This window comes from Polaribacter reichenbachii (genome assembly GCF_001975665.1).
GTDB lineage: Bacteria > Bacteroidota > Bacteroidia > Flavobacteriales > Flavobacteriaceae > Polaribacter > Polaribacter reichenbachii.
Window position 1 is genome coordinate 3,499,096 of sequence record NZ_CP019419.1, and the last position, 13,555, is coordinate 3,512,650.

The window sequence follows — 13,555 nt, forward strand, 5'->3', positions numbered from 1 at the left end:
TCAATTTACCTATAACTTCTTGGCCCTAGAAAATTTGTATCTGTTGTTTCTATTAATTTATCGCCACTAAAAACACCAATTTCAATATCTATATTATCGTCTTTTAAGACGGATGCATTTAGTTCTATAAATAAAGTACCTTCGGCTAAACCTTGTTTTGGCACTACAAAATTATGATTAGAAACCAATTTTATTTCGCCTTTATGAGATAAAATTTTATAACTAACATCCTCTATATCTTTTGTGGTTTTATTAATTACCTTGTATGTATACACATTACTGATAATATTATTTTCTTTGTGTTCGTATAGTTGACCTGGCAACCTTAAAATAGTAGCTTCTACATTATTTCTTAAAAATAACATTCCCACTAAAATACCCACTAAAATGAATAAAACTGCTGAATAACCTTTTATTCTTGCACTAAACTGAAAAGGCTTATTCTCTGCAATATTTTCTTCGCTTGCGTACCTAATTAAACCTTTAGGTAAATTGATGCTTTCCATAATATGGTCGCACTCATCGATACAAGCTGTACAGTTTACACATTCTAATTGTGTACCGTTTCTAATATCGATATTTGTTGGACAAACAACCACACATTGTTTACAATCGATACAATCTCCTTTACCTAAAGCTTCTCTATCTTCGTTTTTCTTAAATTTAGATCGACCTTGTTCTCTTTCTCCTCGTTTATAATCGTAAGCAACATTAATGGTTTTATTGTCTAATAAAACACCTTGCAACCTACCATAAGGACAAGCTATAATACAAACTTGTTCTCTAAACCAAGCGAAAATAAAATAGAAAACTCCAGTAAAAATTAATAAAGATATTAATGTACTAACATTATCTAAAGGATTACCAGTTATGTAACTAATTACGGTATCTCCGCCAATTAAATAAGCTAAAAAAACATTGGCAATTATAAAAGAAATTACAAAAAACAAAAACCATTTTAGTACTCTTTTTCTAATTTTTTCAGCATTCCAAGGTTGTTTTTCTAAACGGATTTGTTTTCCTCTATCACCATCAATCCAATACTCTATTTTTCTAAAAACCATTTCCATAAAAATGGTTTGAGGGCAAATCCATCCGCAGAACAAGCGGCCAAAAACTACTGTAAATAATATTACAAATACAACACCAGTAATCATTGAAATTACTAGAAGATGAAAATCTTGTGGCCAAAAAGGAAATCCGAAGATATTAAAACGACGTTCTAAAACATTAAATAGTAAAAACTGATTGCCATTTATTTTGATAAAAGGTGCCAATAATAAGAACGCTAATAAAAAGTAACTTACATAACTTCTGTATTTATAAAACTTTCCACTAGGTTTTTTCGGAAAAACCCAAGAACGCTTTCCTTCTTCGTTTATAGTACCAATACTATCTCTAAATTGTTCGTTCTTTGGCTCTTCCATTCTAACTATTACTAACGCTCTTTTACTTTTTATCTATCAATTTTTGATAGGTTTCTTATCATATTTTAATTTTTAAAAATGAAAATCAGAATAGATTACAATCTGAATATGAAGATTAAAAATTATTATTTACTAACTATTCTCCTTCCCAAATTTCACCTTGTGGCGCTTTTGGTTTTGCGGGTGTTGTTCCTTGAAGAGATAGCACATAACTTGCAACTTTAGCAATATCTTCTGCTTTTATTGTTTTGTTCCAAGCAATCATACCTTTACCATCTCTACCACCTTTAGAAACTGTGTTAAAAACGTTTTTAATTCCGCCTCCAAGAATCCAATATTCATCTGTTAAATTAGGTCCAATAGAGCCTCCACCATCAGCTAAGTGACAAGAAGCACAGTTTAAATTAAATACAGCTTTACCTCTTTTTAAATCTTTTTCATCTGTTAAAAGCTCTAAATTTGCCACATCAAAAACATCTGGAGACGTTGCTTTGTACATATCTATTTCCATTCTAGCTTCTGCAACTGCTTTTTGGTATTCCATTTCTGGAGTATCGCCACCCATAATATGAAAACGTACCAAATAAACCACTGCAAATATAATTGTGGCATAGAACATGTACACCCACCACGGCGGTAGTGAATTGTCTAATTCTTTAATTCCGTCGTAATTATGATCTAAAATAATTTCTTCTTCTTGTTCTATTGCTTTTGCTTTAGTCCAAGATTTTATTAGCTTTTTTATCCAAAGATTTGGTTCTTCTGGTACAATACCATCTTTTTCGTTTTGTAATTCTTTAGCTTTTGTAATTGCTAAAACATTTACATATTCTTTTAAAACCAAGACTAAAATAAAACCGATTAAAGCCAACCAAACTAATGGATTTTCTAAAAAATTTAGTGGCTTTTCATAAGCCATAAAAGACTTTAGAAGTGCAAAAAATGTAATTATTACAAATAATATATAAACTGTAGATTGAATCTTTTTTCTCATTTCAATTGTTTTTTAGTGATCTAAAGGGATGTTACTTACCTTGTTTATATATTCTTTTTTTGCTGTAAAAACCCACCAAAATAAGGCTACAAAAAAAGTAAAGAAGATAATTAAGGATATTAATGGATATATTTCTATACCAGTAATACTTTCCATATGGTTTTTTACAAATTTTAGCATAATCTTATTTTTTAGAAATTTGTTGTTCGTCTTTTACTTTAATATCTGTACCTAATCTTTGTAGATAAGCAATAAGAGCAACAATTTCTCTATCTTTCATTTCTACAAATTCTTGTCCATTATCTTTTGCATATTTTTTGTCTGCTTCATAAGTTTTAGCAAAATCAGGATCTTGATATAAATTCTCTTCAATCAATTTTCCTTGTGCATCCATTAAAGCTTGTGCATTTTCAATTTCTTCATCAGTATAAGGAACACCTAATGTAACCATAGCTTTCATTTTACCTTCTGTAGATGATTTATCTAGCTCACTATGCACCAACCATTTATAAGATGGCATAATAGAACCTGGTGATGTACTTTGTGGATCATACATATGGTTTAAGTGCCAGCTATCTGAATATTTTGCACCTATTCTATGTAAATCTGGCCCTGTACGTTTAGAACCCCATAAAAATGGATGATCGTAAACATATTCACCTGCTTTAGAATACTCACCATAACGTTCTACTTCACTTCTAAAAGGGCGAATCATTTGTGAATGACAACCCACACAACCTTCTCGTATATAAAGATCTCTACCTTCTAATTCTAATGGCGAATATGGTTTTACACTACTAATTGTTGGTATATTAGACTTTACTAATAAAGTTGGTATTATCTGTACAACACCACCAATTAATATGGCAATTGTTGCATAAATTGTTAATTTAATTGGTTTTCTTTCTAACCAAGTGTGGTAACCTTCTCCTTTAGTTCTGTACTTAGATACTTTAGTTAACGCTGCAGCTTCTGCTAATTCGTCTTCTACTCCACTACCTTGTTTAACAGTTTTTACAACATTATACAACATAACAATTGCACCAATTATAAACATTGTACCACCAATAGCACGCATCCAATACATTGGTATAATTTCATTTACAGTTTCTAAGAAGTTACCGTAAGTTAAAGAACCATCAGGATTAAATTGTTTCCACATAGAAGCTTGTACAAAACCTGCTACATACATTGGTAATGCATATAAAATGATACCTAAAGTTCCTATCCAGAAATGGAAGTTCGCTAACTTTGTTGAGAATAAAGTCGTCTTAAACATTCTAGGTATTAACCAATACAACATACCAAATGTTAAGAAACCATTCCAAGCTAAAGCACCAACGTGTACGTGAGCAATAATCCAATCAGAAAAGTGAGCAATTGCATTTACATTTTTAAGAGATAACATTGGCCCCTCAAAAGTTGCCATACCATAACCAGTAATTGCGACAACCATAAATTTTAAAACAGGATCTGTTCTTACTTTATCCCAAGCACCTCTTAATGTTAATAATCCGTTTATCATACCACCCCAAGATGGCGCAATTAACATTACAGAAAAAGCAACCCCTAAATTCTGAGCCCAGTTTGGTAATGCTGTATATAATAAGTGGTGAGGTCCTGCCCAAATGTAAATAAAGATTAAAGACCAAAAATGCACGATAGATAATCGATAAGAATAAACAGGTCTGTTTGCTGCTTTAGGTACAAAATAATACATTAAACCTAAAAATGGAGTAGTTAAGAAAAATGCAACTGCATTATGACCATACCACCATTGTACTAAGGCATCTTGCACACCTGCGTAAACAGAGTAACTTTTAAATAAACTTACTGGTAATTCTAAACTATTAAAAATATGTAAAACTGCAACTGTTACAAAAGTTCCTAAATAGAACCAAATAGCAACATATAAATGACGTTGTCTTCTTTGTAAAATTGTCCAAATCATATTTACACCAAAAGCGACCCAAACTAAAGCGATAGCAATATCTATTGGCCACTCTAATTCTGCATATTCTTTTGATGTTGAATAACCTAATGGTAATGTAATGGCTGCAGCAACAATAATAGATTGCCATCCCCAGAAATTAAAATTACTTAAAAAGTTACTTGCCATTCTGGCTTTTAATAACCTTTGTAGAGAGTAATAAACCCCAGCAAATATTGCATTACCAACAAAAGCAAAAATTACAGCATTAGTATGTAATGGTCTTAAACGACCAAAACTTAACCAAGAAATTCCTTCTGTTAAATTTGGGAATAAAAACATAAAGGCCAAAAGTAAACCTACACTAAAACCCACTATACCCCACAGAAGTGTAGCGTAGATAAACTTCTTGACGATCTTGTTGTCATAATAGAATTGTTGCATTTCCATAAATTGTTCTTTAAAGTCTAATTAATTTTTTTATTGTTTTTCTTTTACAAGCTCATCATCAAACAGCATTCTAACTGAAGGTGTATATGAATCATCATACTGACCTTTTTTAACTGAATAAATAAATGCGATAAAGAATACAATTGCCACTAAAATACTTAGTGCTAGTAGTAGGTATATTACGCTCATATCTTGCCTGATAATTGATATGACAAAAATAGTTTTGTGTATTTTTTTAAAATATGACTTTTATCATATTCCTTTTTTTTTCACAAAAAAAAACATCATACCAACTAGGTATGATGTTTTTTTTGTTTTTAAAATTACATTCTATTTAGAAAGCTAAATGCCTATCTAAATTGAGCCAAAAATAAATGTGATGCTTAAGATAAAGATGGATACTTTTACTAGTGCACCAGATAATTTTCGAAGTAAAATTAAAGTTCTTAGGTAATCTATTCGGTTACTTTTCATTGTGGGGGAATTTTAAGTTGATATAAATTTAAGAATTTTAAACTTTACAACAAAACAAATGCCCCTCTTTTTTTAAATTGTCATAGAAAATAACTTTCCCTTAACCTTTTGTTTAAATAGTTTTTTGTCAAAAGCCATACAAATATTACGTACAAATGGCCTTGCTTTTTGCGGTACAGTTATAGAATTATCGTTAATAATTACTAATCCATCTTTTTCTAAAGGCGCCAATAATTCTAAATGTTCTTGTATATTTTCTATTTTTATAGATTCATCTTGCCAAGAAGTATAAAAATTACACATAATATTTAAGATGTGCTTTCTGATTATTTCATCTTCATTTGATAAAATATGACCTCGAAAAACCGGAATTTCTCCAGCATTTACAATTTCTTGATACTCTTTTACTGTTTTTACATTTTGTGCAAATCCGTACCAAGAATCAGAAATGGCAGACATCCCTAAACCAATCATTAACTGAGTTTTGTTTGATGTATACCCCATAAAATTTCGATGCAACGTTTTATTTATTGTGGCTTTGTATAAACTATCTGTCTTTAATGCAAAATGATCCATACCAATTTCTTCATAACCTAAATCAGTAAAAAGTTGTTTCCCAATTTCATAAAGCTGTCTTTTTTCATCGTCTTTTGGTAAATCATTTTCGTTAAAACCTCTTTGCCCAACACCTTTTACCCAAGGCACGTGTGCATAGCTGTAAAAAGAAATTCTATCTGGCTGTAATTCTTTGGTTTTATTTATGGTATAAATTACATTTTCTTTTGTTTGATGTGGTAAACCGAAAATTAAATCGTGACTAACAGAAGTGTATCCAATTTCTCTTGCCCAATTTGTAACTTGAGCTACAGCTTCAAAAGGTTGTACTCTATGAATTGCCTTTTGTACTTTTTCGTTATAATCTTGCACACCAAAACTTACTCTTGTAAAACCACAATTGTATAAAGTTTTTAATTGCGCTTTAGTTGTGTTGCTTGGATGCCCTTCAAAACTAAATTCGGCTTCAGAGTGTTTTTCTGAGTTTGCGAAAATTCCGTCTAATAAATACTCTAAATTTTCTTCTGAAAAAAAAGTTGGAGTTCCTCCTCCTAAATGCAATTCTTTAACAATTGGTACTTCATTTAACAAATCGACATACAATTGCCATTCCTTTAAAACAGCATTTATATAATCTTCTTCTACTTCGTGTCTTTTGGTAATGTGTTTATGACAAGCACAAAACGTGCATAAACTCTCGCAAAATGGCAAATGAATGTATAAACTAATACCTTCTTTTTGATTACTTTCTACAAATGATTTTTTAAAACTGTTAATCCATTTTTGTTTTGTGAAACTATTCTCATCCCAAAAAGGCACAGTAGGATAACTTGTATATCTTGGCCCAGGAATGTTATATTTTTGAATTAAAGATTTTGTTTTCATAGTATTTATGTAAGTTCTATTGCAATTTCTATCATCTCATTAAAAGTATGTTCTCTTTCTTCTGCTGTGGTTCTTTCTTTAGTTACCAAGCTATCCGAAATTGTTAAAATTGAGAGTGCATTTACATTATGTTTTGCTGCAACTGTGTATAAACCAGAAGTTTCCATTTCTACGCATAAAATTCCGTAATCTGCCCATTTTTTATAACTCTCAAAATCATCAGCATAAAACTCATCAGAACTTAAAACACCACCTGCTTTTACAGGTATATTTTTTTTATCAGCAATTTCTATAGCTTTTTTAAATAATTTAAAACTTGCTGTTGGCGCAAAATCTGCACCATTAAAACGAATTGTATTTAACCCAGAATTTGTTGAGGCAGACATTGCAATTACAATATCTCTAATTGCAACTTCTTTTTGATAAGAACCTGCAGAACCCACTCTAATTAAATTTTTAACACCATAATCATTGATTAATTCGTGTGTATAAATTAATGTTGATGGTATCCCCATTCCTGTACCTTGTACCGAGATTTTTTTGCCATTATAAGTACCTGTAAAACCTAACATACCACGAACATCATTGTACAAAAAAACATCATCTAAAAAAGTATCTGCAATCCATTTTGCTCTTAAAGGATCTCCCGGTAACAAAACTGTTTCTGCTATTTCTCCTTTTTTTGCTCCTATGTGTACACTCATATTAATATGTATTTTTATCTGATGTTCCTTTGGTAACCAATAAAACTCCAGAAGAAGTTCCTAAACGAGTTGCACCTAACTCAATATATTTTTCTGCGATTTCTATGCTTTTAATTCCGCCAGAAGCTTTAATCTGTGCTTTATCTTTTACAACTGATTTCATTAATTCTACATGTTCTAATGTTGCTCCGTTTGTACCAAAACCAGTAGAAGTTTTTACAAAATCTGCACCTGCGTTTACCGCCAATTCGCAAGCTTTTTCTATTTGATTATTGGTTAAATAACAGGTTTCTAAAATTACTTTTAAAACATTATTACCAATTGCTTCTTTAATTTCTTGAATTTCATTCTGTACATATTCGAATTCATTGTTTAGCAATTTACCTACATTTAAAACCATATCAATTTCTGATGCTCCATTTTCTATAGAGTTTTTAGCTTCAAAAACTTTAGCTTTGGTAGTCATTGCTCCTAGAGGAAAACCAATTACAGCAGCAATTTTAACATCTGTATTCTTTAAATTTTGCTGCACTACATCTACATAACAGCCATTTACACAAACTGCATAAAAATTATACTGTTTTGCTTCTTCACAAGTTTTGATAATTTCATTTTTTGTGGCTGTAGCTTTTAATAATGTATGATCTATATATTTATTTATTTGCATGACTTTTATTTAATTTTTTTCCTAATATATTCGTAGAAATAGTTGTAAAAATCACAATGCTTATTGAGCTTAAAGGCATTAATATTGCTGCAATTACTGGCATTAACTGACCCGAAATGGCAAAATATAAGCCAACAACATTGTAACAAAGCGATAATACAAAACAGTATTTTATTATGGTTATCGCTTTTTTAGATGCTTTAAAGAAAGCTTCTATTTTATGAAATTGAGAAGCATCTAAAATAGCATCGCAAGCAGGTGAAAATACATTTATATTCTCTGATAAAGCAATACCTACATCACTTTGTGCTAGAGCTCCTGCATCATTTAAACCATCACCAATCATTGCTACTTTTTTTAATGATTTTTGTTGTGCTTTAACTACCTCTAATTTATCATTTGGTTTTTGATTGAACAAAAAAGTAGTCTCTTTTGGTAAAAAATCGGTTAAATATTTCTTTTCTCCTTCATTATCTCCAGAAACAACAGCCAAATCATAATTCTTTTTAAATGTATTAAAAATTGATTTTACACCACTTCTATAATTGTTTTTAAATGTAAACTTCCCTTTATAAAGATCATTAAAATTAATGTGAACAGAAGTATCAAAAGTTGCTATTTTATCTTCGCTGTTTAAAAAAGAAGCTGAACCTAATTTAAGCTTATTGTCTTGATATTTACTCTCAATACCTTTACCCAAAAACTCATTATAATCATCTAATTCTAAAGCTTCTATATCATCAAAAGAATTATATAAGGTTCTACTTAAAGGATGATTAGAAGCTCTTAAGCTGCTTTTTAAAATCCTTTTTTCTTGCTGATTTAAAGCAATTCCATCATAAGAAATTGTGCTTTCTTTGTTGGTAGTTAATGTACCAGTTTTATCAAAAATTATTGAATCTATACTTGCTAATTGCTCAATTACAGTTGCGTTTTTTAAATAGAATTTTTGCTTACCAAAAATGCGTAATAAATTACCTAAAGTAAAAGGTGCTGCCAAAGCAATTGCACAAGGACAAGCAATAATTAGCACAGCTGTAAATACATTTAATGCTTTGCTTGCATCAAAAAACAACCAAAAAGCTGTTGAAATAAATGCAATTGATAAAACAATAATCGTAAAATTTTTACTGATTTTATCTGTTAAGGTTTTAAAAGAAGATGTTTTATCATTCTTAAAAACATCATTACTCCACAATTGTGTTAAATAACTTTGCGAAACAGAAGACAAAACTTCCATTTCTAAAATGCCTGATAATTGCTTACCACCAGCAAATAATTTATCTCCAGATTTTTTAGCAACAGGTTCTGCTTCACCCGTTACAAAACTGTAATCTATTTGTGCATTTCCGTTGATTAAAATTCCGTCTACGGGTATTAATTCTTGATTTCTAATTAAGAGTCTATCTCCCTTTTCAACATCATAAATTTGTACGTTTTCTTCTTTTTTGTTTGATAAAATTCTGGTTACAGCAATAGGAAAATACGATTTATAATCACGTTCAAAAGACAAGAAATTATAAGTTTTTTGCTGAAAGAATTTACCTAATAATAAAAAGAAAACCAAACCTGTTAAACTATCGAAAAAACCAGTTCCTAAATCGAAAATAATTTCAATAGAACTTCTTATAAAAAGTACAGAAATACCTAGTGCAATAGGAACATCAATATTTAAAATTTTAGAACGTAATCCTTTAAAAGCAGAAATAAAATAATCGTTTGCAGCATAAAAAACTACAGGTAAAGAAAACAAAAACATTAACCATCTAAAGATATTTTTATACTTTTCTAACCAAAAACCATCCACCTCAAAATACTCAGGAAAAGATAAAAACATTACGTTACCAAAGGCAAAACCAGCAATTCCTAGTTTGTAAATTAAACTTCTATCAACCTTCTTTTTACCTGTTTCGTAATCTTCTAAACTTATGTAAGGTTCATAACCAATTGAGCTTAATAAAAGTACAATTTCTTTAAGTGAAGTTAAATTTGCATTGTAAGAAATTCGAACTGTTTTTTTAGGAAAATCTACCTGAGATGTACTTATTTTAGAATTTAATTTGTTCAGATTTTCTAAAACCCAAATACAAGAACTACAATGTATATGAGGTATATATAAGGTTATAATTTGGGTATTATCGTCATTAAATTCTAACAATTTTTCTATGATTTCTTTATTGTCTAAGAAATCATATTTTCCTTGTATTTCAGTTGGAATTGCACCTGGGTTTTCTTGAAAGTCGTAGTAACAAGTTAAATCATTTTCAGAAAAAATTTCATAAACGGTTTTACAACCATTGCAACAGAAAATTTTATCATCAATTTTTATGTCTTCATTTTCACAAGAATCTCCACAATGATAACAATGTGTACTATTCATATTTACTCTTTTTGCCTGTTGCAAATTTCTGATAAGTATTGAGTTTAAAATATGATTTTTATCAGCTTTTTTTTATCTTGCATCTAGTTTAAAACACTTATTAATGAGTAAATGTGAACAATGTATTGTACGTCAATTTAATTCTTTAAAACACCTTAATAAAGAAGAATTAATGCGAATGTCTAATTGTAAAACTTCTAAAATTATAAAAAAAGGTGAATCTTTATTTGAAGAAGGAGAACACATAAATGGAGTTTTTTGTATTAAAGATGGTATTTGTAAGGTTTCTAAAATGAGTGAAAATGGTAAAAACCAGATTATAAACTTAGTAAAAAGAGGCGATTTAATTGGTGAAAGAAGTTTAATTTCGGATGAAGTTTCTAATTTAAACGCTATTGCATTAAACGATTTAGAAGTTTGTTTTATACCTAAAAAAGAAATTATTAGAGACCTAGAAAAAAATCCTGATTTTACTTTTGATGTTTTAAAGACAATGGCTGGTTCTTTGAAAAAAGCAGATAATTTAATTGTAGATATGGCTCAAAAAACCGTAAAACAACGTTTGGCTGAAACTTTATTAAAACTACAAGAAAAATTTGGAACTACTAAAGAAGGTATTATAAACATTCACTTATCTAGAGAAGAAATTGCTAATATTATTGGTACAGCAACAGAATCTGCAATTCGTTTATTATCAAACTTAAAAAAGAAAGACATTATAGTTTTTAAAGGTAAAGACATTAAAATTATAAACTATAAAGAACTCGAAAAAATTTCTCACGGCTTTTAATTATGGTTCTTTTATTTAAAAAGAATACCCAATTGCGAAGTTAAAAACGGGTTCATCGAATCTAAAATCTAAACGTTCGCCTTCAGGTAAAGAAGGATCATGAAAAGGTGCTGCCAAATCAAAACGAATTACAAAACCTTGTACGTCTATTCTTAAACCAAAACCTGCACCCATACCCAATTCATTTATAAAATTAGAGGTAAATTTATCTGTACCATTAAATGTTGGGTTTTCTACTGAATTCCAAACATTACCAGCATCAACAAAAAATGCTCCTTTAAAGAAAGAATAAATAGGAAAACGATATTCTACATTTGCTTCTAAACGAATATTACCTGATCTATCAAAAAAAGTTGTGCTATTCTCATTGTCAGTACCTGAGTAAGTACCAGGACCTAAAGAACGTGTATTAAAAGCTCGTACACTATAAGGACCTCCAGAAAAATATTGTTTTACAAATGGAATAACATCAGAATTACCATAAGCCAAACCATAACCTGCAAAAATTCTTGCAGCCAAAGTTTGCTCTTTATTATTCCCAAAATTAAAATGATATTTTAAATCTACATCAGCTTTAGCATATTGTGCATATTCTAAACCTAAAAACTCTTTGGGTTGCCCTTCTGTAGTTTTTTTTGCTAATAAACTTATAGAATTCCCAGCAACATCTAAAGTAGAATTCATATAAAATTGATGGGTTTTATTTGCTGATAACATTTCGTTATAGGTAAATGAAAATGTTAAACCAGAAATAAATTGCTGCTCGAAACTTTGTGATAAAAATGGATTATCATCTAAAATCTGTTCGAACTCTGGTGTAGTATTAGAAAGTCTTGTATAATTTACAGAAATAGGATTAAACTCATAAGTAATGTATTTATTGGCATTCCAAACATAACCAAAAAGTGCAGTTCCAGAAAGTAATGTATACAACTCACTTCGATCTAAATAAGTTGCACTTAAACTGGTTTTTGTTTTCGGAATTGAATATTCAAAAAAGTCTTCATTAATAGAAAAAGGCGCAATTACTCTTGGAAAAATTAATTCTGATTTTAACTCTAATTCTAAACTACTTAAACCTGCATTATCGCCTGATGAAACTTGTGTTTCATAACCAACACTAGAACTAAGATTTAAGGTTTCTCCACCACCAAAAAGATTTCTATTGCTAAAAACCAAACCTAATGTTGGTCCTGCAAAATTATTAGATTTTGTAACTGCTTGTAATTCTGCACGAATTGCACGTTTTGTTAAGGGCGATAAAAATATGTTGGCTTCTAAAGCTCCTTCATTATCATTGGCTAGCGTATCTATTTCTTTATATTGAATGTTTACATATTTATAAGCACCAATTGTAGATAAACGCCTTGCTGTGTTTTTTGATGTATTTGGGTTGTAATATTCACCTTCTTTTAAAGTGATAAAATCGTCTAAATATTTAGGCTTAAAGAAAACCTCATTTTGATAATAATTTTTATTTTCGAATCGATTGGATTTATTTGTAGTAGAATCTCTTAAATTGTAATTAGGATAAACATTGATGGTTTTAATCTTATAAGGAATTATTGCTTTTTCTGGCACATCTTTTTTAAGCTTTAAAAAAAGATCGAATTTTTTATTTTTATATTGATTTGTATCTGCTTCGAAAATTAAAAAATTACTATTAAAGTTATAATAACCTTTATTTTTCAGTTCGCTATCTAATCTTTGTCTTTCTAATTTAAAATTACCTAAATCAAAACGCATATTCTTTTCGAAAGGTGATGTTGTGCTTAACTTTTTAATTTCTCTAAAAATTGGTTTGGTAAAACTATCTACTTTATAATTAGCCATTGTGTAAGGCTCTTTTACTTTTAGTTGATATTCTAATGAAGCCCTCTTTTTTGATTCTGTAAAAGAAGAAGTAGCAGCACTATAAAAGAAACCATTGTTTTCTAATCTGTTTAACAAAATTTCTTCTATTTCTAAATTTTCTACATCAGATTGATAAACAGGTGCTTCACCAAATTGTTTAAATAACCATCTATTGATAAAATTCGTTTTCTCTTTCTGATTTTTATAATAGTAATACAAACCTAAATGCATCCCTAAAAACTTAGAGTTTGGTTCTGGCCTTAATACTTGAGTTAAGTTTTCTTTTAGCTTGTTTGGTTGTGCTACTGCAGAATCTGCATCCATTTTAATGGCAGCACCTGTATATAATCTTTTACCTTCTGGTATAAATTTATTAATACTACAAGAGTATAACATAAAAGTTACCACTAAAACAAGGATACTATTTTTTAAAAAATTTTTCAAT

Annotated in this window: 11 protein-coding genes; 1 reads left to right on the plus strand and 10 read right to left on the minus strand. The window is 29.6% G+C overall.

Translation table 11 applies throughout. The features are described 5' to 3' along the window. Positions 1-5: 5 nt before the first annotated feature. The 9 genes from ccoG to BW723_RS14930 all read right to left on the minus strand — a co-directional run bounded on the left by ccoG (position 6) and on the right by BW723_RS14930 (position 10,466). The gene (ccoG, locus tag BW723_RS14890; RefSeq protein WP_068359041.1) at positions 6-1,427 is read right to left on the minus strand and encodes a cytochrome c oxidase accessory protein CcoG; all 1,422 of its coding nucleotides are present in this window, start codon (positions 1,425-1,427) and stop codon (positions 6-8) included. Positions 1,428-1,563: 136 nt separating this feature from the next. Then, positions 1,564-2,421, minus strand: coding sequence for a cbb3-type cytochrome c oxidase N-terminal domain-containing protein (locus tag BW723_RS14895; protein WP_068359043.1), 858 nt, complete (start codon positions 2,419-2,421; stop codon positions 1,564-1,566). Positions 2,422-2,433: 12 nt separating this feature from the next. Further along, entirely contained in the window at positions 2,434-2,601 is a 168-nt protein-coding gene (locus BW723_RS14900; RefSeq protein ID WP_068359046.1) for a cytochrome C oxidase subunit IV, read from the minus strand. Between the two features lie 4 nt (positions 2,602-2,605). Further along, a complete protein-coding gene (ccoN, locus tag BW723_RS14905; RefSeq protein ID WP_068359048.1) occupies positions 2,606-4,801 on the minus strand; it encodes a cytochrome-c oxidase, cbb3-type subunit I in 2,196 nt (731 codons plus the stop codon). Positions 4,802-4,831: 30 nt separating this feature from the next. Further along, a complete protein-coding gene (gene ccoS / locus BW723_RS14910; RefSeq protein WP_068359052.1) occupies positions 4,832-4,990 on the minus strand; it encodes a cbb3-type cytochrome oxidase assembly protein CcoS in 159 nt (52 codons plus the stop codon). Positions 4,991-5,347: 357 nt separating this feature from the next. Then, on the minus strand, positions 5,348-6,715 hold the full coding sequence (gene hemN, locus BW723_RS14915) for an oxygen-independent coproporphyrinogen III oxidase (protein WP_068359055.1): 1,368 nt from the start codon (positions 6,713-6,715) through the stop codon (positions 5,348-5,350). Between the two features lie 5 nt (positions 6,716-6,720). Continuing rightward, positions 6,721-7,419, minus strand: a complete 699-nt coding sequence (gene deoD, locus BW723_RS14920) for a purine-nucleoside phosphorylase (protein ID WP_068359059.1) — start codon at positions 7,417-7,419, stop codon at positions 6,721-6,723. 1 nt (position 7,420) lies between these two features. Then, positions 7,421-8,086: a deoxyribose-phosphate aldolase gene (gene deoC / locus BW723_RS14925; protein WP_068359063.1), complete on the minus strand. Its 666-nt coding sequence runs from the start codon at positions 8,084-8,086 to the stop codon at positions 7,421-7,423. Continuing rightward, positions 8,073-10,466: a heavy metal translocating P-type ATPase gene (locus BW723_RS14930; protein WP_068359067.1), complete on the minus strand. Its 2,394-nt coding sequence runs from the start codon at positions 10,464-10,466 to the stop codon at positions 8,073-8,075. The genes deoC and BW723_RS14930 overlap by 14 nt, the downstream gene beginning before the upstream one ends. Before the next feature lie 103 nt (positions 10,467-10,569). Here BW723_RS14930 and BW723_RS14935 point away from each other — a divergent pair, with 103 nt between their 5' ends. Continuing rightward, positions 10,570-11,256, plus strand: coding sequence for a Crp/Fnr family transcriptional regulator (locus tag BW723_RS14935; RefSeq protein ID WP_068359070.1), 687 nt, complete (start codon positions 10,570-10,572; stop codon positions 11,254-11,256). Between the two features lie 15 nt (positions 11,257-11,271). On the opposite strand, the gene tamL is transcribed toward BW723_RS14935, so the two are convergent. Next, positions 11,272-13,554, minus strand: coding sequence for a translocation and assembly module lipoprotein TamL (gene tamL / locus BW723_RS14940; protein ID WP_455657273.1), 2,283 nt, complete (start codon positions 13,552-13,554; stop codon positions 11,272-11,274). Position 13,555 lies beyond the last annotated feature (1 nt).

What these genes read in the sequence shown, in the direction of transcription:
- ccoG (WP_068359041.1), bottom strand. Translation starts at nt 1,427, where the DNA reads ATGGAAGAGCCAAAGAACGAACAATTTAGAGATAGTATTGGTACTATA.
- BW723_RS14895 (WP_068359043.1), bottom strand. Translation starts at nt 2,421, where the DNA reads ATGAGAAAAAAGATTCAATCTACAGTTTATATATTATTTGTAATAATT.
- BW723_RS14900 (WP_068359046.1), bottom strand. Translation starts at nt 2,601, where the DNA reads ATGCTAAAATTTGTAAAAAACCATATGGAAAGTATTACTGGTATAGAA.
- ccoN (WP_068359048.1), bottom strand. Translation starts at nt 4,801, where the DNA reads ATGGAAATGCAACAATTCTATTATGACAACAAGATCGTCAAGAAGTTT.
- ccoS (WP_068359052.1), bottom strand. Translation starts at nt 4,990, where the DNA reads ATGAGCGTAATATACCTACTACTAGCACTAAGTATTTTAGTGGCAATT.
- hemN (WP_068359055.1), bottom strand. Translation starts at nt 6,715, where the DNA reads ATGAAAACAAAATCTTTAATTCAAAAATATAACATTCCTGGGCCAAGA.
- deoD (WP_068359059.1), bottom strand. Translation starts at nt 7,419, where the DNA reads ATGAGTGTACACATAGGAGCAAAAAAAGGAGAAATAGCAGAAACAGTT.
- deoC (WP_068359063.1), bottom strand. Translation starts at nt 8,086, where the DNA reads ATGCAAATAAATAAATATATAGATCATACATTATTAAAAGCTACAGCC.
- BW723_RS14930 (WP_068359067.1), bottom strand. Translation starts at nt 10,466, where the DNA reads ATGAATAGTACACATTGTTATCATTGTGGAGATTCTTGTGAAAATGAA.
- BW723_RS14935 (WP_068359070.1), top strand. Translation starts at nt 10,570, where the DNA reads ATGAGTAAATGTGAACAATGTATTGTACGTCAATTTAATTCTTTAAAA.